The sequence below is a fragment of the Paractinoplanes maris genome (assembly GCF_023544465.1).
Lineage (GTDB): Bacteria > Actinomycetota > Actinomycetes > Mycobacteriales > Micromonosporaceae > Actinoplanes > Actinoplanes maris.
The window spans coordinates 20,306-46,993 of sequence record NZ_JALPVL010000018.1; the positions used below are offsets into that span (position 1 = coordinate 20,306).

A 26,688-nucleotide genomic window follows, 5' to 3' on the forward strand; every position below is an offset into this window, starting at 1 on the left:
GCACGGGTGCCGACCACCGCATGCTGACAAACCTGACGCCTCCGCTGGCATCGGCTGCGGGAGTCGGGCATTATTCGCTGGCCGGGTTCGATGGTAACGGGGGTCACATCCGGCCTATGTTCGATGTCGGAAGGGAGACAGCATGGCGGCGCTGGTGGGCTCCGAGGGAGCCGTGGTCTGGATGGTCGCGGTGCTCCTCGTCCTCACGACGGGTCTGACCGTCGCGTTGCTGGCTGCCGGTCGCTCGATCAGGCGTCCCTGACCCGTCACGCGGGGTGACTCGCCGCCGCTGGGGAAGCGCGCGCGGGCCCGATATAGCAGTCTGGGCAGATGCGCTTCGCCACCTGGAACGTCAACTCGGTCAAGGCTCGGCTGCCGCGTCTGCTGGAGTGGCTCGACACCACCGGGCCCGACGTCCTGTGCCTGCAGGAGACCAAGGTCGCGGCCGACGGCTTCCCCGCCGCGGAGGTCCGCGAGCTGGGGTACGACGTCGCGGCGTACGGCCAGGGGCGATGGAACGGGGTCGCCCTGCTCTCGCGGGCCGGGCTCGACGACGTACGCCAGGGGTTCGCCGGGGAACCCGGATATCCGGATCCGGAGGCGCGGGCGGTCAGCGCCCTGTGCGACGGCATCCGCTTCTACTCGATCTATGTGCCCAACGGCCGTACGCCGGACGATCCGCACTACGCCTACAAGCTGACCTGGCTGGCCGCGCTGCGCACCGCACTGGCCGAGGACGTCCAGAAGGCGCCGCTCGTGGTGGCCGGCGACTACAACGTCGCCCCCACGGACGACGACGTGTGGGATCCGAAGGTCTTCGCCGGATCGACCCACGTGACGCCGCCCGAGCGCGACGCCCTGGCCGCGATCCGCGCCGTCGGGCTCCGCGACATCGTCGGACGGCCGATGAAGGGCGACCATCCGTTCACGTATTGGGACTACCGCGCGGGCATGTTCCATCAGAACAAGGGGATGCGGATCGACCTCGTCTACGCGACACCCTCGGTGGCCGACCGGGTCAGCGACGCGGTGGTGGACCGGGAGGCGCGCAAGGGCAAGGGTCCCAGTGATCACGCTCCGATCGTGGTCGATCTGGGCCCCGCGGCGGCTTGACCGGCCACCTGGGCACGGTCGTCCGGCCCAGGAGCACGTAGTCTGGGTAGATCGTGTCGGCGGGGAGAGATGAAGGAGGGACCATGACAGCGCAATCGCCGGCTTCCGCCGGCGAACGGCTGGCCGAGGGGCCCGCGCCCGCTCTGCTTCGCGCCGCGCTCGACGCCGCCAGCGAGGCGGTCCTGCTGTGCGACTCGGCCGACGACACCATCCTGATGATCAACAACGCCGCGCAGACACTGGTCCCGGGCCTGTCCGCCGGTTCGACCGCCGCCGACGGGCCGCTGCCCGGCCTGGCCGCCGCGGTCGTGGCGGGCGACGACTCCTTCACCGATGTCCACGGCGGTCGCCACCTGCGGGGTCAGCGCCGGATGCTCGGCAGCGACCACTACGGGTGGTATCTGCACGATCGCACCGACGAGGTGGCCCGGGCCGACGCGCTGCGCGCCGAGCGGGCCCGGACGGCGTTCCTGGCCGAGGCCGGGCGGCGCCTCTCCTCCTCGCTGCATCAGGGTCGCTGCACCCGGATCACCGCCGAGCTGGCCGTGGCCCACCTGGCCGGCGCCGCCGTGGTGGTGCTCCCGGTCGACCGCCGGCAGGCCCAGTGGGTGCGCCTGGTGGCCGGCGAGGCCCCCGAGGAGGGTGTGCTGCACGAGAGCTCGCTGGCCGAGGTGCCGGGCCTGGTCGAGGCACTGGGCGGCTTCCCGCCCATCCCGAGCAGGTGGCTCGACGCGTCCCAGGCCCCCGCGTGGTTGCTGCCCGACGACTTCGGCCCGATCGGGGCCCTGCTGGTCACTCCCCTGCCGGGCAACGCCGAGCCGGCCGGCGCGCTGATCCTCGCCCGCCGGGGTGACGACACCGAGTTCAGCCCGGAGGACGAGATCCTCGCCCGCATCTTCGCGGCCCGGGCCGGCGCCGCCATCTCGGCCGCCGGGCTCTACCGCGACCAGGTCGACACCACCGCCGTGCTGCAGGCCGACCTGCTGCCGCCCGAGCTGATCCAGCCCGACGGCATCGAGCTGGTCGGGTCCTACCAGGCGGCCCGCGAGGCGCTGCGCATCGGCGGCGACTTCTACGACGTGTTCGGCCCCACCGACAGCAGCTCCGACACGGTGATCGCGCTCGGTGACGTGTGTGGCAAGGGTCCTGAGGCGGCCGTGCTCACCGGCAAGGTGCGCCAGACCCTGCGGGCGCTGCGGCTGGTCGGCGCCGCCCCCGACGAGATGCTGCACGTGCTCAACAAGGCCCTGCTCGAGTCCGGGCGCCGGCACCGGTTCGTCACCATGGTGGTCGGCTCGGTCAGCCGGGCCGAGCACGGCCGGGTGCGGCTCAACCTGGCCACCGGCGGTCACCCGCCGCCCCTGGTGCTGCGGTCCGACGGCACCGTCGAAGAGGTGCCGATCAGCGGCACACTGATCGGCGCCGTCCCCCGGACCGTGGTCCGCCCGGCCGACGTCGAGCTCGCCCCCGGCGAGTTGTGCCTGCTCTACAGCGACGGCCTGACCGAGGCTCGCGGTGGCCCGAGCGGCGACGAGCAGTTCGGCGAGGCCCGCCTGCACGACGCCCTGGCCGAGTGCCGCGGCCTGCCCGCCGCGGCCACCGTCGACCGGGTCCGCCAACTGGTCAGCGACTGGGTGCACGGCGGCACCCGCGACGACATCGCCATGCTGGCCGTCCGCGCCCCCGCCCGCACCGCGCTGAGCCTGCGCAACGGCTCGCGCAACCAGTCACCGTTCGCCATCGACGCCCGGCGCAACGACCGGCGCGTGCGTCAGCGCTCATGAGCGTGGTGTCGCGCCGCTCCCTCGATGAGCCCGGGCTGGCCGACGAGTTCCTGCGCCTGGTCGGCGACGGCGACGAGTACGGCGCGGTCGACTTGGTCACGGCACTGCTCGACGACGGTGTGCCGCCGCAGCGCATCATGATCGACCTGATCGCCGGCACGCAGGTCCGGGTCGGCGAGCTGTGGGCGGCCAACGAGTGGTCGGTGGCCCGCGAGCACGCCGCGACCGCGATCAGCGAGCGCGCGCTGGCCGCGGTGGCGGCCCGGACAAATGTGCGGCCCACCCGCGGCCGGGTGACCATCGCCTGTGTCGACGGCGAGTGGCACGCGCTGCCGACCCGCATCCTGGCCGAAATGCTCCGCCTGGACGGCTGGCGGGTCGACTTCCTGGGGGCCAACGTGCCCGGCCCGCACCTGGTCACCCACCTGCACCAGACCGGGCCCGACGTGGTCGCCCTGAGCTGCATGATCGCGACCAGGCTGCCGCGGGCGCACGCGGCGATCACGGCCTGCCGGGCGGCCGGGGTGCCGGTCATCGCCGGGGGTCGCGGCTTCGGTCCCGGCGGCCGCTATGCCCAGCACCTGGGGGCCGACGCGTGGGCCGCGGGAGCTGAGGAAGCGGTGCAGCGCCTGGCCCGCAACTGGCCGCCGTACAGCCAGGATCCGCAGCTGTCGGCCTTCCTGGGCGACGAGGAATACACCTACGTGGTGCGTAACCGCGGCGGGCTCATCAGCACGGCCATGAGCCGCCTGACCGAGGCCTATCCCGCGATGCGCGACTACAACCAGCGCCAGCTCGACTCGACGGCCGAGGACATGGCCCACATCGTCGACTTCCTGGCGGCCGCGCTCTATGTGTCGGAGTCCCAGGTCTTCACCGATTTCGTGGCCTGGACCGACAGTGTGCTGCAGGCCCGCGGCGTGCCCCCGGTGGCGCTGCGGGTCGGGCTCGAGTCGGTGCAGGCCCAGCTGCGGGATTACCCGACCGCCACGGCGATGCTCACCGCGGGAGCGGCACGAATTAAATGAGTGGCGGGCCGGCGGGCCCTCTCCTATCGTTGCCCGCATGATCTCCTGATGCGCCGGCCGTCGAGGCCGTCCACCGTGCTCGGTTCCGGGTGCTCCGGCGGGGTTGTCCGCCGTGGAGCCACGATCGTGCCGACACCCGGAGCACCCACGCCATCTTTTCCCCTGGCTTCACCGTGCCCGGCCCTGCCCCGCGCAGGGCGCCGAGGAGGTTTGTATGCCTGGCCAGCGCTTCACCGTCCAGCTCAACCCGGATGACCTCGCGATGAGCGAGCTCGCCCCGGTCCTGCCCCGCAGCGAGGGTTCCACCAGCCGCAAGACCAGCGCCGAGCACCACGGTGCCCGCGACGAGCGGCAGGCCGCCCGGCAGCAGTCCGAGCGGGCCCACGCCGGCCGCGCCGCCGGCACCGGTGGCGGCCGTTCCTACGCCTTCCGCCGCAGCTAGGCCGACCCGCAAGACACAGTTCGACGAGGCGCCCGGGCAGGAACCCGGGCGCCTCGCTGGTCGCTGGGGATAGGGTCGTGCGATGGGGACCCGGTCGGAGATCAGCGCGCTGCCGCCGGAGGCCGATCTGGCCCGGGCCGACTCGCTGGCCCGGGAGATCTTCTCGGACGTCGCCACCAAGTGGGCGCTGCTGATCATCGAGTTTCTCGGGCAGCGCACCATGCGCTTCAACGAGCTGCGCCGCGAGGTCGGCGGCATCAGCCACAAGGTGCTGACCCAGAATCTGCGCGTTCTCGAGCGCAACGGCCTGGTCGAGCGGACCGTGCACCCCACCGTGCCGCCCAGCGTCGACTACACCCTCACCGAGGCCGGCCAGGCGCTGCGCAAGGTGGTCGACGGCATGTGCGGCTGGACCCAGACGTATTTGTCGGAGATCGAAGCCTCCCGCCGCCAGTTCGAGGGCTGAGCAGGCCGGGCGCAGCCGGGCTGCGCCGTCAGTCGAGCACGGCGGTCGCCTCGACCTCGACCAGGTGCTCGGGGACGTCCAGGGCGGCGATCCCGAACAGCGACGCGGGCGCCTCGACGGTCACGCCCAGCTTGGCCGAGGCGCGGGCGATGCCGTCCAGCAGCTCCGGCATGCGCTCAGGGGTCCAGTCGACGACGTGCACGGTCAGCTTCACCACGTCGGCGAAGGTCGCCCCGGCTGCGGCGAGCGCGGTTCCCACGTTCAGATAGCTCTGCTCGACCTGGGTGGCGAAGTCTCCCCCGTCCCAGGCGACCTGGCCGGCGATGTGGATGAGCTTGGTACCGGTCGCGACCGACACCTGGCGGTAGACGTCGACAGTGGGCAGTCCGGGCGGGTTGATCAGGGAAACAGCCATGGACACCACCGTACGAGGAGGGCCCTGACCTCGGAAGAACGCACTTTTCCGAGCTCAGGGCACCTCGAGGTAACCGCCTGGGTCAGCCGAGCTCGGCGTACACGTCGTCGAGGCGGCCGTGGTACATGTCGGTCTTGGTCTTGAAGTTGGGGCCGCCGACGCGCAGCGGCATGGTGTTGCTGATCGACAGGTTGGCCGGGATGGTCGTCTGGCCCGCCTGCTGGTTGTCGACCCACACCGAGAGGGTGGTGCCACTGCGCTGGCACAGCACCTTGTGCCAGTTGCCGTCGGCCACCGAGCCGGACGAGCGGGCGAGGTAGACGGTGGACGAGCCGGTGCCGGTGACGACGCACTGGGCCTTGCCGTTGGTCCGGCCGATCTGCATCTTCCACTGGCTCCCGGTGCCGGCCACGCCCTTCTGCATGATGTTGGCCGAGCCGGTGATCTGCGTCTTGATCGTCAGCATCCGGGCCGACCAGCGGAACGTCCGGGTGCCCGGGTTGAGGTTGGCGATGTTGGGAGTCTCGAGGAGAGCACGCGGGCAGGTCTTGGCGGTGGTCGCGCAGGCGACCGGGAAGCTGGCGTACCGGCCGCTCGGGGTGGTGGTGTCGAAGCGGATCACGCCCTGGTCGGCGGTGCGGGTGGTGAGCGCGGGTCCGCGGCCCGAGGTGTCGGCGACCTGGCCGTTGACCGCGCCGGCGTCGAAGGTCCAGCGGGCGACCAGCTGGGAGGTGGCCGCGGCAGCGGCGGCCGGCGAGACCGACGGGGCGGGGGCCGGGGCGGCGGCCGCGGGCGCCGCGGGGACGACCAGGCCGGTGATCGCGGCAAGAGCGAGAGCGAGCTTCATACGTACAAGATGGCGTATTGACCGTTTTCGCCGCAACACACCCCTATAGGCGTTTCGGGCGAGCCGGAAAGAGTGACCGGCCCGCCCGTAACCCGAAAACTCAGAGAACGCCGTTCTGCTCGGCGATCATGCAGATCGCCACCAGGCGCAGCAGGTGCCAGTCGGCCGCCTTCCACTCGGCCGGCGCGGCGGGCGCGAAACCGGGCTCGGGCAGCGCCCGGCCCATCCGGCGAGCCCCGGCGACGATGGCCCGGGCGTAACCGGCGAGACCGTCGGCGCCGGCGTCGCGGCCGGCCGACTCGAGAGCGTCCCGGACGGCGGCGGCATGCTGGTCGACCAGGGCGAGCAGGCCCGGGTCGGCGAGCGCGGCGACGATCCCGTCGACCCCCACCCGAGCCATCATCTCGTCCAGCAGGCCGGTCGCCGGGGAGGCCGGAACAAGGGCGGAAACGGGGGCGAAGGCGAGGAATTCGTTCGTCATGGCCAGAACGCTAGGGCCTCGGTGACCCCCATGACAGGGGGGTAACCGAACGGCACCCAAGCGCCAACGAGCGCGCTACACCGGGAGCTGGTCCATCGCCTTATAGATCCGTTTGTCCGATATCGGATAGGCGGTTCCCAACGATTGAGCGAAGAAGTTGATCCGCAACTCCTCGATCATCCAGCGGATCTCCCGCAGCCCCTCCTCCGGGGCGCCGAGCGTGCGCAGCTCGCGGTACTCCGACTCGATCTCGTGGATCTGGCCGGTCAGCTGACGGTCGCGGGTCAGGTTGCCGCCCAGCCGGTCGAGCCGATAGACGATGCCGCGCAGGTAACGAGGCAGGTGGTGCAGCTGGCGCCAGCCGGTCTCGGTCACGAACCCGGCGTGCACGAGCCCCTTGAGCTGCTGCCGGATGTCGGCCAGGGCGGGCAGCAGCGTGGGGTCCCGCAGCGATTTCAGGCGCTGCTCGATGTCGTACGCGGTGGACAGCACCTGGCGCACCTGGGTGACCACGTTGGCCACGGCGTCGACCAGGTCCTGGCGTACGGTGTCGCGCAGCGAGGCGAACTCGATCGACGACCACACCGGGCCGCCGGCGTCGGCCACCAGCCGGTCGACCGACGCGCCGGCGCAGTCGTCGAGCAGGTCGGCGATCGAGCGGTAAGGGTTCCCGCGGGTCAGCTCGAGCTTGGCCCGGTTGTCGAGCCGGCCCTGCAGATATCGCGCGGCCGGTGGCAGCGTCAGCAGCAACAGCTTGCGGGTGCCGGCGACCATCGCCACCCGTTGCTCGGCCTCGGTCTCGAAGACCTTGATGGCCACACTGTCACCCTCGTCGACCAGCGCCGGGAAGACGTTGACCTCGTAGCCGCCGCGGACCTGGGCCACCCGCCGCGGCAGCATCCCGAAGTCGTTGGTGGTGATCCCGCGCCGCTCGATGTCGCCGGCCGCCCGGGAGATGGTCTGCTGCACCTTGGGCGCGAGCGAGCGCCGCAGCACCTCCAGATCGCGGCCCTCCCCCACCACCTGGCCCTGCTCGTCGACCACGCGGAAGTTGACACGCAGGTGGCCGGGCACGTCGCCGGGCCGCCAGGCGTCCCGGGGCACGACGGTCCCGGTGAGCCGCCGCAACTCGTTGCCGACGGCGTCGGGCAGCGGTCCGCGGCGGGCCGGGACCCGGTCGAGCACCGCCTCGGCCCAGTCCGGCACCGGTACGAAATTGGTGCGCAACGCCTTGGGCAGGGCCCGGATCAGCGCGATCACCACGTCCTTGCGGAACCCGGGCACCGACCAGCCGAAATCGTCCGGGTCGAGCTTGTTGAGCAGGGCGATCGGCACCTCGACGGTGACGCCGTCGGCCTGGGTGTTGGGCTCGAACTCGTACGTCAAGGGAAGCCGCACGCCGTTGGCCAGCCAGGCGTCCGGGTACGCGTTGGGGTCGACGCCGTCGCGGCCGGCGTTGACAAGCATGTCGCGGGTGAACGTCAGCAGCTCGGGCTCGTCGCGCCGGGCCTTCTTCCACCACGCGTCGAAGTGCCGGGCCGAGACCACGTCGGCCGGGATGCGGGCGTCGTACAGCGCGTACACGGTCTCGTCGTCGACCGCGATGTCGCGCCGCCGGGCCCGGTTCTCGATCTCCTCGATCCGGGCCAGCAGCTTCGCGTTCTCGGCAAAGAACTTGTGGTGGGTCTCCCAGTCGCCCTCGACCAGCGCGTGCCGGATGAACAGCTCGCGCGACACCACCGGGTCGACCTTGGAATAGCCGACCTTGCGCCGGGGCACGATCGGCAGACCGTAGAGGGTCACCTTCTCGTACGCCATGACGGCGCCCTGCTTCTTCTCCCAGTGCGGCTCGCTGTAGGAATGTTTGACCAGGTGCGGTGCCAGTTTCTCGGCCCACTCGGGCTCGATGCGGGCGTTGACCCGGCCCCACAGGCGGCTGGTCTCGACCAGCTCGGCCGACATCACCCAGCGCGGCTGCTTCTTGAAGAGCGCGGAGCCCGGGAAGATGGCGAACTTGGCCCCGCGAGCACCCAGGTATTCCCGCTTGTCGGTGTCCTTGAGACCGAGGTGCGAGAGCAGGCCGGACAGCAGGGCGGTGTGCACGTTCTGCCCGGCGGCGACCTCCTCCCGGTCCTCCACGAGAGACAACCCGAGGGTACGAGCCACCTGGCGCAGCTGCGCGTAGATGTCCTGCCACTCGCGTACGCGAAGGTAGTTGAGGAACTCACTGCGGCACAGCCGCCGGAACTGGTTGCCGCTCAGCTCCTGCTGCTTCTCCCGCAGATAGCGCCACAGGTTGAGGTAGCTGAAGAAGTCCGATTCCTTGTCGGTGAACCGGGCGTGCTTCTCGTCGGCCTGCTGCTGCTTGTCGACCGGGCGCTCGCGCGGGTCCTGGATGGACAGCGCGGCCGCGATCACCATCACCTCGGCCACACACTCCTGCCGGTCGGCCTCGATGACCATGCGGGCCAGCCGCGGGTCGACCGGCAGCTGCGCGAGCTGACGGCCGAGCGGGGTGAGCTTGCGCTCATCGAGCGCGCCGAGCTCCTCGAGCAGCTTGACGCCGTCGGTGATGTTGCGCCGGTCCGGCGGGTCGATGAACGGGAACTTGGCCAGGTCGCCCAGCCCGAGGTTGGTCATCTGCAGGATGACGCTGGCCAGGTTGGTCCGCAGGATCTCGGGCTCGGTGAACTCGGGGCGCGCCTCGAAGTCCTCCTCCGAGTAGAGCCGGATGCAGATGCCGTCGGCCACCCGGCCGCAGCGGCCCTTGCGCTGGTTGGCGCTGGCCTGCGACACCGGCTCGATCGGCAGGCGCTGCACCTTGAGCCGGCTGGAGTAGCGGCTGATCCGGGCCGTGCCCGGGTCGATGACATAGCGGATGCCGGGCACGGTCAGCGACGTCTCGGCGACGTTGGTGGCCAGCACGACCCGGCGCTGCGAGTGCCGCTCGAAGACCTTGTGCTGCTCGGCCGCGGAGAGCCGGCCGTAGAGCGGGACGATGTCGGTGTTGCGCAGGTTGCGCTTGCCCAGCGCGTCGGCCGTGTCCCGGATCTCGCGCTCGCCGGAGAGGAAGACCAGGATGTCGCCGTCGCCCTCGCGGCCCAGCTCGTCGACCGCGTCGGCGATGCCGTCGACCTGGTCGAGGGGCTCCTCGGTGTCGTCCTCGGTCGTGGTGACCAGCGGCCGATACCGGGTCTCGACCGGGAACGTCCGCCCGGAGACCTCGATGACCGGGGCCGGTTTGCCCTCGGCGTCGGCGAAGTGCTCGGCGAACCGCTGCGTCTCGATCGTGGCCGACGTGATGATCAGCTTGAGATCCCGCCGCCGCGGCAGCAGCTCCCGCAGGTAGCCCAGGATGAAGTCGATGTTGAGGCTGCGCTCGTGTGCCTCGTCGATGATCAGCGTGTCGTACCGGTGGAGGTTGCGGTCGTTCTGGATCTCGGCCAGCAGGATGCCGTCCGTCATCACCTTGACCATGGTGTCGTCACTGACCTGGTCGGTGAAGCGCACCTTATAGCCCACCGTCTGCCCGAGCGGCCGCCCCACTTCCTCAGCGATGCGCTCGGCCACGGTCCGAGCCGCAATCCGCCGGGGTTGCGTGTGCCCGATCTGCCCACGGACGCCGCGCCCCAGCTCCATGCAGATCTTCGGAATCTGCGTCGTCTTACCCGACCCGGTCTCCCCGGCCACCACCACGACCTGGTGGTCGCGAATGGCCGCCGCGATGTCGTCCTTGCGCTGACTGACCGGCAGCGACTCGGGGTAGGTGATCGCGGGAACGCTCGCCAGCCGCGCGGCCAGGCGCTCGGCCGCCGCGTCGACCTCCGCCGAGATCTCGCTCAGGGCCGCCGCACGGGCAGCCTCGTCCTTGATACGGCGGGTCCCCTCCAGACGCCGCCCGAGGCGGTGCTCGTCGCGGGGGAGGAGGTCAGCTATGCGCTTACGGAGCTCAGGCAGGGCAGTTGTTGTCGACATCGCGCGACAAGAATAGGCGGATCCGGCCGCGAACGCCTGGTGATTAACACCGCCCCCACCCCGGGAATCAGCTGCCGGGCGCCTTCTGCGGGTTCGCCGCGAGCCACTGATCGATGGTGTCGGCCCGGATGGCCGCGAACATGGCCGCCGACTTGGCCTTGTCGAGCTGCACCGCGGAGCCCGCCCGGGTCTTGAGGCCGGCCGAGGTGTGCGGCACCGTCGCGTACGTGATCGCGTCGGGTTTGATGCCCCGCACGGTCAGGGCCAGCCGGCGGATGTCGAGGCTCCGGTCCACGGTCAGCGCGTCGGCCGCCGTGACCAGCAGGGCATCCAGCTTCCCGGGGTCGGTCAGCAGGCCGCCCCGGGCCGACTTGGCGATCACCGCCTTGACCACGAGCTGCTGGTTGTACATCCGGCCGAAGTCGCCCCCGGGCACCTCGTAGCGCTGGCGCATGAACTCCTCGGCCTGGTCGCCGTCCATGTCGTGGCACCCCTTCGGCCAGACCTTCTCGGAGAAGGTCGAGCGCACGTCGTAAGGCACGCACACGTTCACCCCCCGCACCGCGTCGACCATCTGATGAACGCCGCCGAAGTCGGCGATCATCGCCCCGTCCAGCGGCACGCGGGTGAGCTTGCTGACCGTGGCCGCGGTCAGCTTGGCCCCACCGAACGCGAAAGCAGCGTTGATCTTGTTCTTCCCGCCGCGCCACGACCCGCCCGCCGGCACGTCGACGTAGCTGTCGCGCGGGATGGACACGATGGTGGCCCGGTCCCGGCTCCTCGCCACGTGCACCAGCATGATCGTGTCGGACCGCTCCCCGATCGGGCTCCGGCCGCCGGCTTCCTCCGCCCGCGAGTCCGAACCCAGCAGCAGCAGGTTCAGCGGTCCCGACTTCCAGTTCTGCTCACGCTGCCGCCGCTCACCGGCGCCGGTCGCCTCGGGAAGCAGGTCGTCCCGCGCGACCTTGCGGTCGTAACGCGAATAGAGATAGAAGCCGCCACCGGCGAGGCCGCTGCCCAGGACGAGCAGCAGGACGGCGAGGACCAGCAGGGCTTTCTGCCACCCCGCAAGGCGTCCGAATCGCGATTCACGACGCATTCGAGATGGACGGGATTCCGTCGATGCCATGCCTGCCACGATGGCGGCAAATTAATCGTCGGTCAAGCTCACTCCGGCCGGCCGAAAGCGATTCATGATTGCCCTGCCCGAAAGAAGCAACCCCGTAACACGTCTTGTCACCCGATCGGTTCTTCATCATCCCGCCCAGGGAATTGGCATAGGCAGCCACCGTAGCTGCTCCACCCCAGCAGACGTTGTCATATGTCCATTTTGAGCGTCTCCTAACCAGTCATAAGCTCCGCCTAGATACATTTATGTCCGCTTTATGACCGTTAGCCTGATTCAGCCGATTTCAACCCGCCGGGACTGTCAAACCCGACGAACGGACGAGGTGCCCACGTTCCCGCAACCTTCTAGTGTTCCTCCGTTCCCAGGACCACATCGGACCTGAAGATCGAGACAAAGAATTGCGGAGGAGACGTTGCCCGCCGATGCTTCCATCGCCCTTTCCACCGGGCTGAGTCACCGATCAGGTGCCCACCCATCGGGCTTGGATGCCCCCGCCGCCGTCGCGTTCCTTTCGTTGACGGCCACCTTTCCCGGAAGCGGCCCCACGAATGACTGAGTCGGTCAACACACGAGCGCCGCGACGTCGGACCGAGGTGCGGGTCCCCAGGCCCCGGGCCGACGCGTGGGAGAAGACGACGATCGACGTCCTCGCCCGCCAGAGCCGTCGGCGCGCCCAGCCGGAGACGTCAGCGTGGCGACGCTTCGGCGAGCACTTCAAGACGGGACGAGTGCTGTTCCTCGGCGACACCGTCGTCGCGGCCTGCTTCGCCGGCTGGTGGGTGCAGTGGACCTGGCCGTTGCTGCTGGGCTGGCTGCTGGCCGTGGCGTCGTACGCCTCCACCGGCCTCTACCGGCCGAGGCTGCATGTCACCCTCCTCGACCAGCTGCCCCAATTGGTCAGCCATTTTGTCGTCGCGATCACCATGGCCCTCACCGCACCGGCGATGCTCGGCGTCAACCTCGAACTACGGCGTCACGTCGTGGGCGCGGGTCTGATGCTCAGCGGCATGCTCCTGGCTCGTGGCCTCATCTTCATGGCGATCCGCACCGGCCGCAGCGCCGGCCTGGTCGGCCACCCGACGGTGATCCTGGGCGGCGGCACACACGCTCAGCAGGTGCTGGGCGTCCTCGACCGGAACAAGACCTACGGCCTGAACGTCATCGGCTACGTCGCGGACATCCCGGTGCCGGCCGAGGACGCGGGCGACGGGTGGCAGTATCTCGGCGGCTTCAGTGAACTCCCCCGGGTCATCGAGGAACACGGGGTGGGCGTCCTGCTCATCGACGAGATGTCGGTGGACCGCCCCCAACTGATCGACGGCCTGCGAAACCGCGCCGGCATGCCGGCGACGTTCCTCCTCCTGCGGTCCTGGCCGCTGGACAGCTCGCTGGCCACCGGCGACCACATCGGCGGCGTGCCGATCCTGCGGCTGAGCCGCGGCTGGAGCACCGGCCAGCGGATCAGCAAGCGACTGTTCGACATCGTCCTGGCCGCCGGCCTGCTGGTCTCGCTGGCCCCGCTGATGCTGCTCACGGTGGCCGCCATCCTCCTCGAGGACTGGAACAACCCCCTCTTCAAGCAGGTCCGCGTGGGCCGCGGCGGACGACTGTTCACCATGTACAAGTTCCGCTCGATGCGCACCGTCCCCGCCGACCACTCCGACTCGGCGTGGTCCGACGCCGCCGCCTCCCGGATCGGCCGGGTGGGCCGCGTCATCCGCGCGACGTCCATCGACGAGCTGCCCCAGCTGTTCAACATCCTGCGCGGCGACATGACCTTCGTCGGCCCGCGCCCGGAGCGCCCGCACTTCGTCGAACGGTTCAGCGCCATGTTCCCCGACTACCACTCCCGCCACCGCGTCACGGTCGGCCTGACCGGCCTCGCCCAGGTGAACGGCCTGCGCGGAGACACCTCCATCGACGACCGCGTACGCCACGACAACTACTACATCGACCACTGGAGCCTGTGGCTGGACATCAAGGTCATGATCTGGACCGTGAGCCAGGCGTTCGGCGCCCGCGGCAGCTGAGACCGGGCAGAAGCTGTCGCGTACCGGCCGCATTTCAGCTGGATGCCCACTTACTTGGCCGGTGTTAGCCCGCTTAGGTGCCGGTCACGTCGGAGAAGAGTGCCTCGAACGCGTCCAGCCAACGATCTTTGCCGTGATGACGAAGTACATAGTCACGACTGGTCGAGGCCTTGGCAACCAAGGCAGCCAAGTCAGCGGCGGAGGGTCGTTCGTCCTCACCGATGAGCAGGCCGCCGCTGTTAGTTATAACGTCGCTACCCGGATCGCCGGCAAAGCCCACCAAAGGCAGCCCGGTCGCGCCGGCTTCCAGAACGGCCATAGGCATGCCGTCGGTCCGGCCGCCCGAGTAGATGTAGCAGTCGGCCGCTTTCAAAACGTCCTGGATATCCTGGCGGTATCCGAGGAAAAGCACGTCGGGGGAACCTGCCGCCACTTCTTCCAGTCGACCGCGATCTGGGCCGTCGCCGACGACGGCGAGCGGGATTTCGGCAGCGCGAGCCAGAGCGATTGCTCGGTCGTGCCGCTTGTCAGCACTCAGGCGAGACGCCATCACTGCAACCGCTCGGCCGCGCCAGTGCTCCGGCAGAAGCCGGTCGCGAAGTAAGCGCTTGGACTCCTCATCCGGCACCGAATAGCGGTTGGTGTCCACTGCGTTGGGGATCACGACAAGCTTCTTCGGATTCACGAACTCCGCCAGATCTGCGGCTACCTCGCCGCTGACGCAGACGATACGGCTGACATGGCGCGAGGCGGCTGCATAGCGGTTACGCAGGGCTCCTCCAAACAGGCCGCCCAGCCAACGTCCGTGTTCTGTCCAAATCACCGGTGCTCCGGCAGCCAAGTCAGCGGAGAAGGCGATTTGCTCACGCTTGAACTGCATGTAATACGCTGCGGCCGTCGGGAGACTTCGGACCCATCTCCGCTCGGCCGGTATACGTGTGAGTCCGGGAAGGATCGTCCGGCGGGACCACTTCGGCCCCAAGGGCAGATCTTGTCGGGGCAATTGATCATCCGGCCAGCCGGCACATCGCCCGTAGAGGAAAATTCGATGCGCTCGATGAGACAGACCCATGGCCAAGGCGACCGTGTGAGCTTCAGCGCCGCCAGCAATGTCGGAAGCCGTGATTATCGAAATATCCATCGGCTTCCTCGTCACCGTCTTGCCGATATTTCTGTCGCGGCAGCAAACTCTGTCAAGTATCGTGCCGCCACCTCGGTTTCGAGTCGCTCGCCTTTTCCTCGACCATGGGCGACCTTGATTGCTTCGGCCAGCGCGGACGGCTCAAAGCTGTTCGCTACCACGGTGGCCTGCTCGACCAGTCCGCCTGCTGGGGTTGCGGCAGTCGGGACGCCGAGGATGTGAGCCACAGACAACACGCCAGATTGGCTAGCCACCTCGTACGGCGCCACAACTACATCCGCCGCCCGTACCAGGGCTGCAAAATTTTCCATATCAAGGTATCCGTATCGCGTCTCAATCCGAGCGCCGGTCTCAGCGATCAACCGATCTACGCTTTCCGCGGCACCCTTGTCCTCGCCGACGACGGCACCGGTCCAACCGTGCAGCAGAACCATCGCGCGAACGAAAAGGTCGGGGTTCTTGTCGAATCGCACCTGTCCCGGGAGGAGTGCTAACGGCCTCTCCTTCGCGGCCAACTCGGCACGCCACTTCTCGGTCAAGTGGTCAGGCACCGGTGGGACCCATTGCACGAGGGGAACGAGTCCCACCGGCACGCCGCAGTGTTCCAGCCGCTCCCGATCGCTCGCGGAGAACACTAAAACACGGTCGGATGCCGTCAACGCAGTCCGTAGCGCACGAGACGCGCCCGGCGCACCGACGCGTGCGAACGTATTGTGCGGGCTGCAAACGATGGTGGACCGAGCGAAGCGAAGCGCACGGACGACTTCTGGGGTGAGTCCGAACGAACCTTGTACGTAAACGATCTCACCCGGCTTGATATCTCGCGCCAGATGCGGCAATGTTTTCGACACCAGCCGCGCTGCAGTGAGCGCCTGCCGCACGACTCGGTTGCCGCTAACTCGGCCCCACCGGAAACAACCACAGAAATTGATACCCGGTACGTATATCTCGAAATCCCGGGCAGTGTGCAGGATAACTTTGCAACCAGCATTGCTGAGGGCCGACGCCACGGCTATCGAGTGCTGAAAAACGCCGCCCCGGCCACCCGCTTCGATGAGATGAATTCGCTCAGACATCTTTCCTCAGAGCTCGACTAGGCGTTACGCGGTCCGGGCACATTAGCTGCTCCTCGGTCCCGGCGAGGAGCTTGGCCCGCCAAAGCGAAGGCAGCGTTGATCTTGCTCTCTCCGCCCTCCGCTATCCTTCCGCCAGCACACCGACATAGCTGTCCCGCGGGATGGAAACGATGGTGGCCAGATCTCAGCCCCCCGCGACCTGAACCAACATGATCGTGTCGGACCACTCTCCGATGGGAATCGTCCTGTCAGCATCCTCCGCGCTCGAGTCGAAACCCTGTGCTGACCACGCAATTCAAGAGGACGGGATTCCTTCAAAGACATGACGCTACCTTGGCGGCATTTTCATCGACGGTCAAGCTCACACACAACGGGGTGAAAGCAATTCATGATCATATTACTCGAAAGAAGTGACGCCTCAAGCCCCTCTTGTCACTCGATCGGTTCTAATTGTCCTAGCCAAAGACACGGCCAAGATCTTGCTCGGCGACCTCTGCGCCAGGACCTGACGTAGCAATCGCTAAGATTTGGCCGGTTTTCTACCGTCACAGCCGGAACTTAAGGCACCTTTTGCACCATTTGGTTGTTCTGCGTATTTCAGGGTAATTTATTAACTTCTGAGCTTCAAACCCGTTTCAACGGAGCGAGTGCCTACCTTCCCGCAACCTTCTAGAGTTCCTGAGTCCCTAAGCACATGGACCACAAGACCGAGATCAGAATTGCGGAGGAGATGTTGCTCGTTGATGCTTCGATCGCCCCTCCTGCCGTTCGTGGTTACCGATTAGAGGGCCGTCGGCCGTGCGATTGGATGTCTGTTCTTCCGGTCCACACCCTCGCAGCCCTCACTCTTCTTCCCATGCAATTGACGCAAGTAATGAAATTGCTCGAGAGAGCGCCGGCCGGATTGAGAGAACCAACGATGGCCGTCGCGGCGTGTTCCGTCGACCGAAGGACGCCGTGGACCTGGGTGTTGCTGATGGGCCGACTGACGGCAAAGGCGCTTTCCGCCTCCACGGATCCCGACCGCTGGATGTCGCATCCCATCGCGCCGGGCCGCTTCTCGAAGGGCGTGGCGCGGTCGGCCGTGGGGACAGCCACCGACTTCGACGTCTCGGTGGCCTCGGCTGAGATGCTGATCGGAGACGACCGGCTCACCAAGCTTCCGTGCCACTCTCCAGGCCAAACGGCCGGGACGGTAACGGCAGCTGGCCAAGGCCTCCGACCTCGAAGCCCGGAGCTAAGACGCCGTCGCGAGATCCGGTCCGACTTCTTCTGGGACCAAATCCTCCAGCTACCGGAACCTCCGCCGTGAGCTCGTCGCCGGGCGAATCGATGTCCGACAATGAAGGGCCCGGCCGGCGCGTCGCGTTGGTGCATGAGTGGTTCGACTCCGTGGGCGGTTCTGAACAGGTCTTTCTGGAGATCAGCAACACGCTGCCCTCCGCGGACCGATACGTGCTCTGGCGCGAGGGGGCGGCGGTGGACGGGCCGCCGATGAAGGAGTCGTGGCTCTCGCGCACCCCGCTGCGACGGCACAAAGCTCTCGCCCTGCCATTCATGCTGCCTGCCTGGCGCATGTTGGACGGCAGCGGCTACGACCTAGTGCTGTCGTCGAGCCACGCCTTCGCCCACAGCGCGAAGTTTCGGGATGACGCCGGCACCCGTTACCTGAGCTACGTGCACACGCCGGCCCGGTATGTGTGGAGCCCGGAGCTGGACGTCCGAGGCGGCAGCCCTCTCCTGAGTCCCGTCCGGGCAGTTCTGCGAAGGGCTGACGTCGCGATGACCCGGCATGTGCATTCCTATGCGGCGAACTCGAACGAGGTGCGCACCCGGATCCGGCGGTATTGGGGCCGGGAATGCCGGGTCATTCATCCGCCCGTCGATGTCGATTACTTCGCACCCTCGCAGGTCGAGCTCTCCGCCAGCGGCCGGGAGTACCTGTTGGGTGTCGGCCGGTGGATCAGCTACAAACGCTTCGATCTGATGATCGAGATCGCCGAGACTGCCCGTGTCCCCTTGGTGATCGCGGGCGGCGGCCCCGAGGAGGACCGGCTCCGACGACTCGCCGCGAACGCGAGGGTTGAGGTCAGGTTCGTCACGCGGCCGAGCAAGGCGCAGCTCAGAGCTCTCTATGTCGGTGCGCTCGCTCTGCTTTACCCGACCCACGAGGACTTCGGCATGGTTCCGGTCGAGGCTCAAGCCAGCGGCACCCCAGTGATCGGGCTCGGCCGAGGCGGGCTCCTCGAAACTGTGCTGCCCGGCGAGACAGGCTTCCTGGCCGACTCCTTCGAGCCGGCCGACTACGCGGCTCTGGTACACCGCCTGTCAGAGCCCGACCGCTCGGCGACGATCGCGAACGCCCAGCGCTTCTCGATCGAACGATTCCGCGCTCAGATCACCGATTGGGTACGCGAGGAAGGTTTGTCATGACCGCGGTCGATCAGGGCCTGGACATCCTCATGCTGGGCACCGCCGAATGGAACTCGCCCATCGCGACGAACCAGCACTACGTCGTACGGGAGCTGGCGATGGACTCCCCCGTCACCTTCACCGAATCGCTCGGTCTCCGCCGTCCGAAGGTCGTTCGGGCGGACCTCGAGCGGATGGCCAAGCGCGTCCGTGCGGCGTACAGCACCGCCGAGGCAACGCGCCGACCGGTGCCTGCCAACGCTCGCGTCGTCTCGCCACTGATCGCACCGGTGCACCGCGCGCCGACGCGGATCCCGAACGGCATGCTTCTCCGCCGTGCGCTGCGGCACTGGCAGACGAGCACTCGCGCCAAACTTCTCTGGACCTTCAGCCCGGTGACGTACGGGTTCGAAAAGGAGGCGAAGGGCACCGTCTACCACTGCGTCGACCTGCTGGCCGAGGTTGCGGGCATCGACCGCGTCGCGGTGTCACGGGGGGAGCACCGACTCGCCCGCTTCGGCGCCACCGCGATCGCCACGAGCAACTCCGTCGCCGATCACCTTCGGGGCGTCGGCTTCGACGAGGTCATCCTCCTACCGAATGTCGCTGACACATCCGTCTTCGTAGCCGCAAGTCGTCCGGCGGCCAAACGTGAGCCAACGGTTGTGTTCGGCGGCAATCTCTCCCCTCACAAGATCGACATGGACGTCCTGCGAACCGTCGCCGAGGCGGTGCGGGGACGGGCGCGGCTCGTGCTCGCGGGTCCGGTCGCGGCCGGGGGCGGCAGTTTCGAAGCTCAGCTCGACGAATTGACCCGGCTCGGAGCGGACTATCGCGGCTTGCTGGATCTCCAGCAACTCGCAGAGCTCACCGGCGCGGCGGCGGTCGGGATCATCCCGTACGCCGACAACGCGTACAACCGCGGCGTCAGCCCGCTCAAGTGCTACGAGTACCTCGCGTCCGGGCTGGCGGTCGTCGGCTCGGGCGTACCGGAGATCGACCGCCTAGCGGCGAACAACCCGCACGTCGAATTCGCGACGGATCCTGTCCACTTCACTCAAGCCGTACTCGTCGCACTGGGAGCTGCCGACAACAACATGATCGCGGAGCGCCAGGAGTACGCCCGAGCGATGAGCTGGGACGTCCGCGGGACGGTCCTGCGCGACCTCGCCACGAAGACCGCGGCCTGACCGGAGCTCGCCAGAGTGACCACTGAGACAACCACGGAAAAGGCCGGCCCGACAGCCGCGGCCCCGACGGCACGTTCGCTCACGCTGGCGACCGCCTTCTCGCTCGGGCTCCGGCTCGCCGGGCTGGTCGTCGGCATGACATCGACGGCCATCCTGGCGCGCTATCTCGAGCCGGGCGGCTACGGGCAACTGTCATTGGCTATCACCCTCGCCACCGGTGTGGCTCAGGTGGCGGACATGGGACTGGCGCTGACCGTCGCCTCACGTATCGCGAATCACCGGGGCACCGCTGCCGGGTCGATCCTGAGCACCGGCCTCGCGCTCCGCACGACGGCGGCCCTGATAGCGACGGCCGGGCTGTTGTTCGCGGCCGCACTCGGCGCGTTCGAGGGCTCGGGAACGGCCGTCGCCATCGTGGCGCTGTCGGTGCCGCTGTCGGCAGCGTCCATTCTGACTGCCGGATCCACGGCGAAGTTCCGGCCGGAGATCGCGGCCGGTTTGTCTGTCCTACAAGGCGTTCTCTGGCTCGGCGCGGTCGTACTGGCCTCGTCGGCCGGCTATGGCCTGCTCTGGCTGGCGTGCGCTCAAGTCGTCGTGGTGATCCTGCAGACGGCGACCGGCGTCCTTTTGAACAAGCGCGTCATTCCGCTGACGCGGCCGAGCACGCAGCACCTCGGCGCAATCGCCAAGGCGACCTGGCCGCTGGCGATCAGCGGTCTCGCCACCATGGCGTACTACCGGATCGATTCGCTCATCTTGTTCCACGCACGCGGCGCCGAGGAATTGGGCTTCTACTCGGCGGCGTACAAGTTCATCGACGTCGCCCAGATCATTCCCGCGCTGGTTGTTGCGCCGCTGCTCCCGATGATTGCGCGGAACCGCGACAACCCGGCTCGGAAGAAGGTCATCTTCAGCCTGGCCTCCCGCACCGGCGTGACCGTCGGTATCGGCACAGCAGCCATGCTCGCCGTCCTGGCCGGCCCGATCACCACGTTCGTGTACGGCGATGCGTTCGAGCCCGCGATGAATCCTCTTCGGTGGCTCGGGTTGGCCTTCGTCGGCATGTGCATGGGCTACATCGGCTCGACGACCTGTATCGCGTTGGGGCGGGTGAAGGCTCTCGCCGTGCAGTCGATCTCGATCGCAGTGGTGAGCCTAGCCGTGCAGTTCTGGGCCACCGACCGGTGGGGCGCAGCCGGCGCGGCCGCGACGAGCGCCTTCACCGAACTAGCCATCGGGCTGGGAACTCTGACGTTGGCGGCTCGCGGATTACGGACCAAGGCGCCGATTACACGCTTGCTGGCGATTTGCGCGGTCGGCTTGCTCGCGACGGCGGCCGGCGCTTCCTTCCTCGACCGGTCGTGGATCCTCGCCGGTGCAGTGACCGTCGCGATGCTCGGCGCAGGCCTGCTCGTCACCCGGGCGATCACCGTCACGGACGTCAAGCAGGCGGTATCCAGGAGGGCCTTGTGACCCGCATCCTGCTCGTCAGCGTCGAACAGCCCTGGCCGGAACACCATGGCGGCCGCTTGCGCACGGCCCGTGTCGCCACCGCTCTGGCGGAATCTTGCGATGTCGAGGTCGCCTTTCCCTTGAAGGACGGCGGGGTGGTCGACGCACCGGTTCCGGTCCACCCGTTGCCCTGGCATCCGGCCGGGAGGCTCGGGTCACGGGCTTCGCTGCGACCGCACCTGGGCGAGCATCACCTGGCCCCCGTATTGCCGTCCTTACGGCGGCTGGCTGACAAGCGCGCCCCCGACTTCGTCTACTGGTCGCACTCCTACCTCGCCGCAACGGGCATGCGTGCTTTACCGGGATTCCGGCACATCGTCGAATTCGCCAACATCGAGGGTGACCGGCTCGCCACCCTCGCCAAGTCGGCAAATGGTGCCCGAAAAGCGGTGCGGCTCGGCGAGAGCTGGAAAGCCCGCCGGTGGGAACCGGACGTGGCCGTGGGCGCCGACATCTGCGTCGCGTTGACGCAGTCCGATGCCGATCGGTTGTCATCCTGGGGCGCCCGAACGGTGCTCGTCCCGAACGGCGTCGATACCGTCGACTACACGCCCTCCCCCGCCGACGGATACGTGCTGGCGCTGGCGTCCTACGACTACGAGCCCAATCTGCGCGCCATCGAGGACTTCGTCAGCCACTCGTGGCCGGCCGTCCTCAGTAAGGTGCCACACGCGCGATTGGTGATCGCGGGCCGTAACAGTGAGGCGCTGCGTAAAGGCATACGCCTTCCCGGCGTGAGTGTCATCGGCACGCTGGATCGAGTTGACGACGCATACGCCGGCGCAGCCATGTCGCTGACACCGGCCCAGGTGGGTGGCGGGGCACAACTCAAGGTCACTGAGTCGCTGGGCCGTGGGCGGGTGGTTGTCGCGACGGCCTATTCGAGCCGGAGTGTGCCGGAGGAACTGCGAGGCACGCAGGCATGCGTCATGGCGGACAGCCCCGACGCGTTCGCGACTGCCATAGGCATGACCCTTGACGGCGTTGAGGCCCGGCACGCTGCTGAATACGAAGCCAGGCGGACGCTTCAGCACCGTAGTTGGTCTCGGCTCACGCTACCGCTGCTGGAAGCCATGTCGCCGACCCCGCCCCGGGGCAGTCAGGCCGTGAGGACCGAGTCATGAAGCAAAAGGTATCGATCGTTGTCTGCACGAGAAACCGGCGTGAGCTGGCAATGCGGCGCGCCGAATGGGCACTCGCTCAGGATACGTGCGCAGAGGCCATTTTCGTGGTCGATGGGGCGACTGACGACACTGTCCCGGCCCTGCGGGATCTGGCCACGACTGACAAACGGCTCCGAGTCCTTGCCCTGCCCTCAAACCGGGGCGTTCCGGCGGCCAAGAACATCGGCACCCGAGCGGCAACCGCCGAATGGGTCCTTCTGCTGGACGACGACGACCAGTTGAGCTCACATTTCCTGACCATCCTGCTGGAGACGGCTGAGGCCGCCGAGGCTGACATCGTCGGCGTCCCCTGGCTGCACCTACGCCCCGGTGAGAGCCTGGACGCGGCGGTCGCTCGAACTCCCCGCGTCCCCGGCGGGCCTGCCCTGGATCACCCGAGCACATTTCCGGTCGGCGACTGGCAAGAGTGCTACTGGTTGCCGTCCAACGGGCTGTACCGGCGAACTGTCTTCGACTCTGTTCACTTCGATGAGCGATACGGGGGAAACTTCTACCGCGAGGAGTCCGATTTCTTCATCTCCGCGCTGCGTGCCGGCTACAAGGTTGTTGCGACCTCACGCGCCTTCACCTACCTGCGTGACAGATCAAGCGGTGGCATCGAGCACAACGCCAAGCTCACATATGAGTACTGGGTCCTGCGTAACAATTGGCTCTTCCTCTCGAAGCACGGCGCCTGGCTGCGCCGCAATGGCCAGATCCGAGGGAAGGCGCACCATCAGTTCACCGTCGTACGGCAGCGAAGCAAGCCTCTGTTACGGGCGGCCGTCAGACGTCTCAAGCCGGCGGCAGCGCGATGAGGATCGCGATCGTCAGTCCTGACCCGACGAGCAGCTCCGGTGGGGTCGAGCGGTTCTGCCACACGCTCGACGACTGCCTGAGCGCCCTCGGGCACGACACCATGGTGGTCACGTCGGCGGACGTTGAACGGATGAGCGTTGACCTCGCCATCACCAACGGCATGACGGGAGCATCCACGGCTGCGCCGCGCATCCACGTCTATCACGGCTGCTGGGTCGAGCACGTGCGCTACAGCTACCGGCACGGATCACTTCAATGGCGTCTGAAATGGCTACTCCAGGGTGCCGCGCGAGAGATCCGAGCCGGGAGCGGCGCCCATCGCGTCGCGGTCTCGGCCACAACGGCCGGAGAACTGCATCGGTGGTACCGCATGGCGACACATCAGGTGATCCCCAACTCGGTCGACGTCGAATCGCTACGGCCGCTGATCACTCGTGGCGAAGCCCGTCGCCGCGTCGGCGTTACCGACGACCAACGAATAGCCCTCTTCGTCGGCCGCGCAGAGGACAGAAAGCGCCCCGACCTTGCATCGGAAGTCAGCGCGGCAGCGGGATACGACCTGTTCACGGCGGGTGCCGGCAGTTTCCCCGGCGGCGAAAGCTTGGGTGTGCTCTGTCCGGCGGAGCTGCAGACCTGGGTACGGGCGGCTGACTGTGTCCTCTCGCCCAGCGACTACGAGGCGTGCTCACTGGCAGTCTTGGAGGCGCTGGCCGCCGGCACACCAGTGATCGCGTCGCGGGTCGGCTGGATCAACACGCTGGTGGCCGATGTCCCAGCCTACCTGCCGCTCACCGCCCCACGAGGTGACCGGGCCGGGTTCCTTATGGCGATGCGCGACCTGTCAGCCAATATGGCGGGAGCAACTGCGGCGGCCAATTATGTCAGGGCCAACAACTCACTCGACGCCATGCGGCAACAGTGGTCGGCACTGCTTCAACGCATTTCGGTTCAAACATGGATCCATTGACGGGGGTGGCCGCACTCATCGTCGGCCTGATATTCGCCCACATATTCGTACTGACTCACAACCGTCACGTGCTGCTGGCCCAGGTGGCCATGGCGGCGACCTGCGTGACCAGAGAGGTGACGATCCTCGGCATTCAGGTCGAACTGTCACTGCTGGTTCTGCTGTTATTTGCCCCACCGCTCGCCAGTCGCTGGTGGCGGACCACCGTTCCGCGACCGATGAAGGTGGGTGCGCTGCTTCTGCTGGCAGGTCACGCCTTGGCCGTGACGCAATCAGTGGATCCGGTCATTGCGGTGCTCGGTTTCATACGGTGGGCGCTGGTACTCAACTGGGGACTCGCCGTATACGCAACCATCACCACCGGAGGAGTCGCAGTGCTCCGCCGCTACGGGGTGACCGTAACAGTCTTGGGAGCCGTTGTCGCGACCATCGGATGGTTACAGTCGGCGGCAATCTATTTACCGCAGGTCGGGCCGCCGTTCGCTGACCACCCAGATTCAACCTTCGGCTATTACTCCAACTATGCGAACTTCATCGCCGTTTCATTCGTCATAGGCTTCGGAATCATTCTGGAAAGTGTCCGGATCAGACAACCGAGCCTCCTGGCTCTATCCCTTTTATGTGTCGGTATAACCCTCAGTCAAGTCGTCGCCGCCGCTTCGCGTGGCGCACTTCTGCTGGCTGCCGTCGGTGCAGCAGTGCTTGTAGCAGCTTCGGTCAGCCATCCGGGAAGACTGGTACGCAGGATCGGCGGTGTTGCCGCAGCTGTAGCGACGGCCTACTTCTTACTACCTGCGGAAACTGTTGCTACGACGCTGACCAGATTTTCCGAAGACCAAGGTGGCGACATCGTGCGCTACTCCCTTCAGGACATAGGGTTGAATCTGGCACGCTCGCACCCTTTCGGTTTAGGTTGGGGAGGTTTTCGCGAGATGGCCGCCAGTGGCGCGATCCATACGATGCAGCCACTCGCTCACGTCCACAATCTTTTCACACAGATCGCCCTCGATGGCGGATGGCTGGCCGCAGCGGGTTTTCTTCTGTTGTCGGGATACTCCGTTCTTGTCCCGTTGTTCAGCAAGCTTCGCGGGATGGGCGCCCCGATGCACGGACTCTTCGTCGCCGCCCTTATCGGCCAGTTGGCCCAGGGCCTGAACGACTACTTCTTTTTCGAGACCGGATCGCTGATGGCTTTTGTTCTGGTCATTGTCGTTCCCCCTCTATCGCAATTGGAGCTCGATGTCTCTCGTCGAATACCTTCGCGCAATTCGTGTGCACTGGTTGATGGTCACCATCATAGCGCTGGCCGGGATCACTGCGGCAGGCATCTACACGTGGTCGGCTACTCCCATCTACAGCAGTAGCGTCCAGCTTTTCATCTCGACCAGCGCCGGGTCCGACCTTAATCAGCTCAACCAAGGCGGCACCTTCACCCAGCAGCGGGTCAAATCGTATGCCGATATCGTAACAAGCTCAACTGTCATGCGATCAGTCATAAAGGACCTCAGCCTGCCGTATTCTCCGGAACAACTGGCAAGCTCAGTCAAAGCAGAATCGCCCGCTGATACCGTACTGCTCAACGTCTCCGTAACGGATCCCTCACCGAAGCGGGCCAAGGCTATCGCGGAGTCAATCTCGACCGAGTTCCCACGCTTTATCCAGGCGATTGAGACCCCCACCGGCGCCAAAGTCTCACCGGTAAAGGTGTCAGTGACCCGGGCGGCAATTCTCGCCTCCGACCCAGTGTCCCCGAAGGCCGCGCTGAACATCGTGGCTGGACTGCTGCTGGGCCTTGCCCTCGGCATCACCGCGGCTGTTCTTCGTCGCGCGCTCGACCGCACCATTCACCACACCACCGAGGTCGTCAAGATTGCTGACGCACCGCTGCTCGGCACCGTCATCGATGATCCCAAGGCCAAGGAACGCCCCCTGATCTCGGGTCAGGACCCATCGCCTCGGGCTGAGGCCTACCGTCAGTTGCGCACCAACATCCGGTTCCTCTCGGTGGACCGGAAGATCGGGATCTTCGTAGTTACCAGCGCCCTCTCGGGCGACGGCAAGACGACCACCGCCACCAACCTCGCCATCAGTCTGGCGCAGTCGGGGCAGCAGGTGGTGCTCATCGACGCGGATCTCCGGCGGCCCACCGTCGCTGATCGCTTCGCCGTGTCGGGCGCCGTCGGGCTGACCAACGTCCTGATGGGCGAAGTGCCGGCCAACCAGGCGGTTCAGCGGTGGCGGCCGGACACGCCGCTTTTCCTCCTGCCTGCCGGCCCCACTCCGCCGAATCCCAGCGAGTTGCTCGGCTCGGCTCAGCTCAGCAAGATGATCGAGTCGTTCCGCGCCTCGGGTGTCACGGTCGTCTTCGACTCGCCGCCGCTCCTGCCGGTGACCGATGCCGCCATCCTGGCTCGGGCCACAGACGGGGCGCTGGTAGTGGCCCGGGTGGGCAAGACGCGGACCGATCAGCTCGAGGGCGCGGTCGAGGCGTTGCGTACAGCCGGCGCCCCCATCCTCGGCGTGATCGCCAACCGGGTGAAGCGGAACAGGAAGAGCAGCGCCTACGGCGGGTACTACGCGGCCACGACGCCGAAGGCTGTGCCGCGGCAGACCAAGCGGTCCGAGCAGACCAAGCAGACTGAGCAGGCCAAGCAGGCCTGAGAGGCGGTCACCTCCAGACGAGTCTCAGCACGCACAT

21 protein-coding genes are annotated in these 26,688 nt (G+C 67.3%); 14 read left to right on the forward strand and 7 right to left on the reverse strand.

The window, feature by feature from the left end; translation table 11 throughout:
• Positions 1–330 precede the first annotated feature (330 nt).
• The 5 genes from NAG42_RS40825 (at position 331) to NAG42_RS40845 (ending at position 4,833) form a co-directional block, all read left to right on the forward strand.
• Entirely contained in the window at positions 331–1,113 is a 783-nt protein-coding gene (locus tag NAG42_RS40825) for an exodeoxyribonuclease III (RefSeq protein ID WP_250037895.1), read from the forward strand.
• An 83-nt stretch (positions 1,114–1,196) separates the two neighbouring features.
• Positions 1,197–2,897 carry a PP2C family protein-serine/threonine phosphatase gene (locus NAG42_RS40830; RefSeq protein ID WP_250037896.1) on the forward strand — a complete coding sequence of 567 codons (1,701 nt, stop codon included), beginning with the start codon at positions 1,197–1,199 and terminating at the stop codon, positions 2,895–2,897.
• Positions 2,894–3,925, forward strand: a complete 1,032-nt coding sequence (locus NAG42_RS40835; RefSeq protein WP_250037897.1) for a cobalamin B12-binding domain-containing protein — start codon at positions 2,894–2,896, stop codon at positions 3,923–3,925. Before NAG42_RS40830 ends, NAG42_RS40835 begins: the two co-directional genes overlap by 4 nt.
• Before the next feature lie 214 nt (positions 3,926–4,139).
• Positions 4,140–4,367, forward strand: coding sequence for a hypothetical protein (locus NAG42_RS40840; protein WP_250037898.1), 228 nt, complete (start codon positions 4,140–4,142; stop codon positions 4,365–4,367).
• Positions 4,368–4,449: 82 nt separating this feature from the next.
• Positions 4,450–4,833 carry a winged helix-turn-helix transcriptional regulator gene (locus NAG42_RS40845; protein WP_250037899.1) on the forward strand — a complete coding sequence of 128 codons (384 nt, stop codon included), beginning with the start codon at positions 4,450–4,452 and terminating at the stop codon, positions 4,831–4,833.
• 28 nt (positions 4,834–4,861) lie between these two features.
• Here NAG42_RS40845 and NAG42_RS40850 read toward each other — a convergent pair whose 3' ends face one another.
• The 5 genes from NAG42_RS40850 to NAG42_RS40870 all read right to left on the reverse strand — a co-directional run bounded on the left by NAG42_RS40850 (position 4,862) and on the right by NAG42_RS40870 (position 11,650).
• A complete protein-coding gene (locus NAG42_RS40850) occupies positions 4,862–5,248 on the reverse strand; it encodes a RidA family protein (RefSeq protein ID WP_250037900.1) in 387 nt (128 codons plus the stop codon).
• A gap of 82 nt (positions 5,249–5,330) precedes the next feature.
• On the reverse strand, positions 5,331–6,095 hold the full coding sequence (locus tag NAG42_RS40855) for a laminin G domain-containing protein (RefSeq protein ID WP_250037901.1): 765 nt from the start codon (positions 6,093–6,095) through the stop codon (positions 5,331–5,333).
• 100 nt (positions 6,096–6,195) lie between these two features.
• Positions 6,196–6,576: a DUF6401 family natural product biosynthesis protein gene (locus NAG42_RS40860; RefSeq protein WP_250037902.1), complete on the reverse strand. Its 381-nt coding sequence runs from the start codon at positions 6,574–6,576 to the stop codon at positions 6,196–6,198.
• A 75-nt stretch (positions 6,577–6,651) separates the two neighbouring features.
• Positions 6,652–10,551, reverse strand: a complete 3,900-nt coding sequence (hrpA, locus tag NAG42_RS40865; protein ID WP_250037903.1) for an ATP-dependent RNA helicase HrpA — start codon at positions 10,549–10,551, stop codon at positions 6,652–6,654.
• A 67-nt stretch (positions 10,552–10,618) separates the two neighbouring features.
• The gene (locus NAG42_RS40870; protein WP_250037904.1) at positions 10,619–11,650 is read right to left on the reverse strand and encodes an LCP family protein; all 1,032 of its coding nucleotides are present in this window, start codon (positions 11,648–11,650) and stop codon (positions 10,619–10,621) included.
• Between the two features lie 623 nt (positions 11,651–12,273).
• Between NAG42_RS40870 and NAG42_RS40875 the strand changes: the two genes are divergently transcribed.
• Positions 12,274–13,710 (forward strand): sugar transferase, encoded by a 1,437-nt coding sequence (locus NAG42_RS40875; protein ID WP_250037905.1) that lies wholly within the window; start codon positions 12,274–12,276, stop codon positions 13,708–13,710.
• 73 nt (positions 13,711–13,783) lie between these two features.
• On the opposite strand, the gene NAG42_RS40880 is transcribed toward NAG42_RS40875, so the two are convergent.
• Together NAG42_RS40880 and NAG42_RS40885 are read right to left on the reverse strand one after the other, a co-directional pair.
• Positions 13,784–14,851, reverse strand: a complete 1,068-nt coding sequence (locus NAG42_RS40880) for a glycosyltransferase (protein ID WP_284046629.1) — start codon at positions 14,849–14,851, stop codon at positions 13,784–13,786.
• A gap of 11 nt (positions 14,852–14,862) precedes the next feature.
• Positions 14,863–15,927, reverse strand: a complete 1,065-nt coding sequence (locus NAG42_RS40885) for a glycosyltransferase (protein ID WP_250037906.1) — start codon at positions 15,925–15,927, stop codon at positions 14,863–14,865.
• 1,332 nt (positions 15,928–17,259) lie between these two features.
• Between NAG42_RS40885 and NAG42_RS40890 the strand changes: the two genes are divergently transcribed.
• Genes NAG42_RS40890 through NAG42_RS40925 form a run of 8 tightly spaced genes read left to right on the forward strand, consistent with a single transcriptional unit; the run spans position 17,260 to position 26,651 of the window.
• Positions 17,260–18,360 carry a glycosyltransferase gene (locus tag NAG42_RS40890; RefSeq protein WP_250037907.1) on the forward strand — a complete coding sequence of 367 codons (1,101 nt, stop codon included), beginning with the start codon at positions 17,260–17,262 and terminating at the stop codon, positions 18,358–18,360.
• The gene (locus NAG42_RS40895) at positions 18,357–19,529 is read left to right on the forward strand and encodes a glycosyltransferase (RefSeq protein ID WP_250037908.1); all 1,173 of its coding nucleotides are present in this window, start codon (positions 18,357–18,359) and stop codon (positions 19,527–19,529) included. Before NAG42_RS40890 ends, NAG42_RS40895 begins: the two co-directional genes overlap by 4 nt.
• A 15-nt stretch (positions 19,530–19,544) precedes the next feature.
• Entirely contained in the window at positions 19,545–21,002 is a 1,458-nt protein-coding gene (locus NAG42_RS40900; protein WP_250037909.1) for a flippase, read from the forward strand.
• Complete coding sequence (locus NAG42_RS40905) at positions 20,999–22,165, forward strand: glycosyltransferase (RefSeq protein WP_250037910.1); 1,167 nt, start codon at positions 20,999–21,001, stop codon at positions 22,163–22,165. The genes NAG42_RS40900 and NAG42_RS40905 overlap by 4 nt, the downstream gene beginning before the upstream one ends.
• Positions 22,162–23,022, forward strand: coding sequence for a glycosyltransferase family 2 protein (locus NAG42_RS40910; protein ID WP_250037911.1), 861 nt, complete (start codon positions 22,162–22,164; stop codon positions 23,020–23,022). Before NAG42_RS40905 ends, NAG42_RS40910 begins: the two co-directional genes overlap by 4 nt.
• Positions 23,019–23,990, forward strand: a complete 972-nt coding sequence (locus tag NAG42_RS40915) for a glycosyltransferase family 4 protein (RefSeq protein ID WP_250037912.1) — start codon at positions 23,019–23,021, stop codon at positions 23,988–23,990. Before NAG42_RS40910 ends, NAG42_RS40915 begins: the two co-directional genes overlap by 4 nt.
• Positions 23,978–25,354, forward strand: a complete 1,377-nt coding sequence (locus NAG42_RS40920; RefSeq protein WP_250037913.1) for an O-antigen ligase family protein — start codon at positions 23,978–23,980, stop codon at positions 25,352–25,354. The genes NAG42_RS40915 and NAG42_RS40920 overlap by 13 nt, the downstream gene beginning before the upstream one ends.
• Positions 25,275–26,651: a tyrosine-protein kinase domain-containing protein gene (locus NAG42_RS40925; protein WP_250038065.1), complete on the forward strand. Its 1,377-nt coding sequence runs from the start codon at positions 25,275–25,277 to the stop codon at positions 26,649–26,651. Before NAG42_RS40920 ends, NAG42_RS40925 begins: the two co-directional genes overlap by 80 nt.
• The last annotated feature ends 37 nt before the right edge of the window (positions 26,652–26,688 follow it).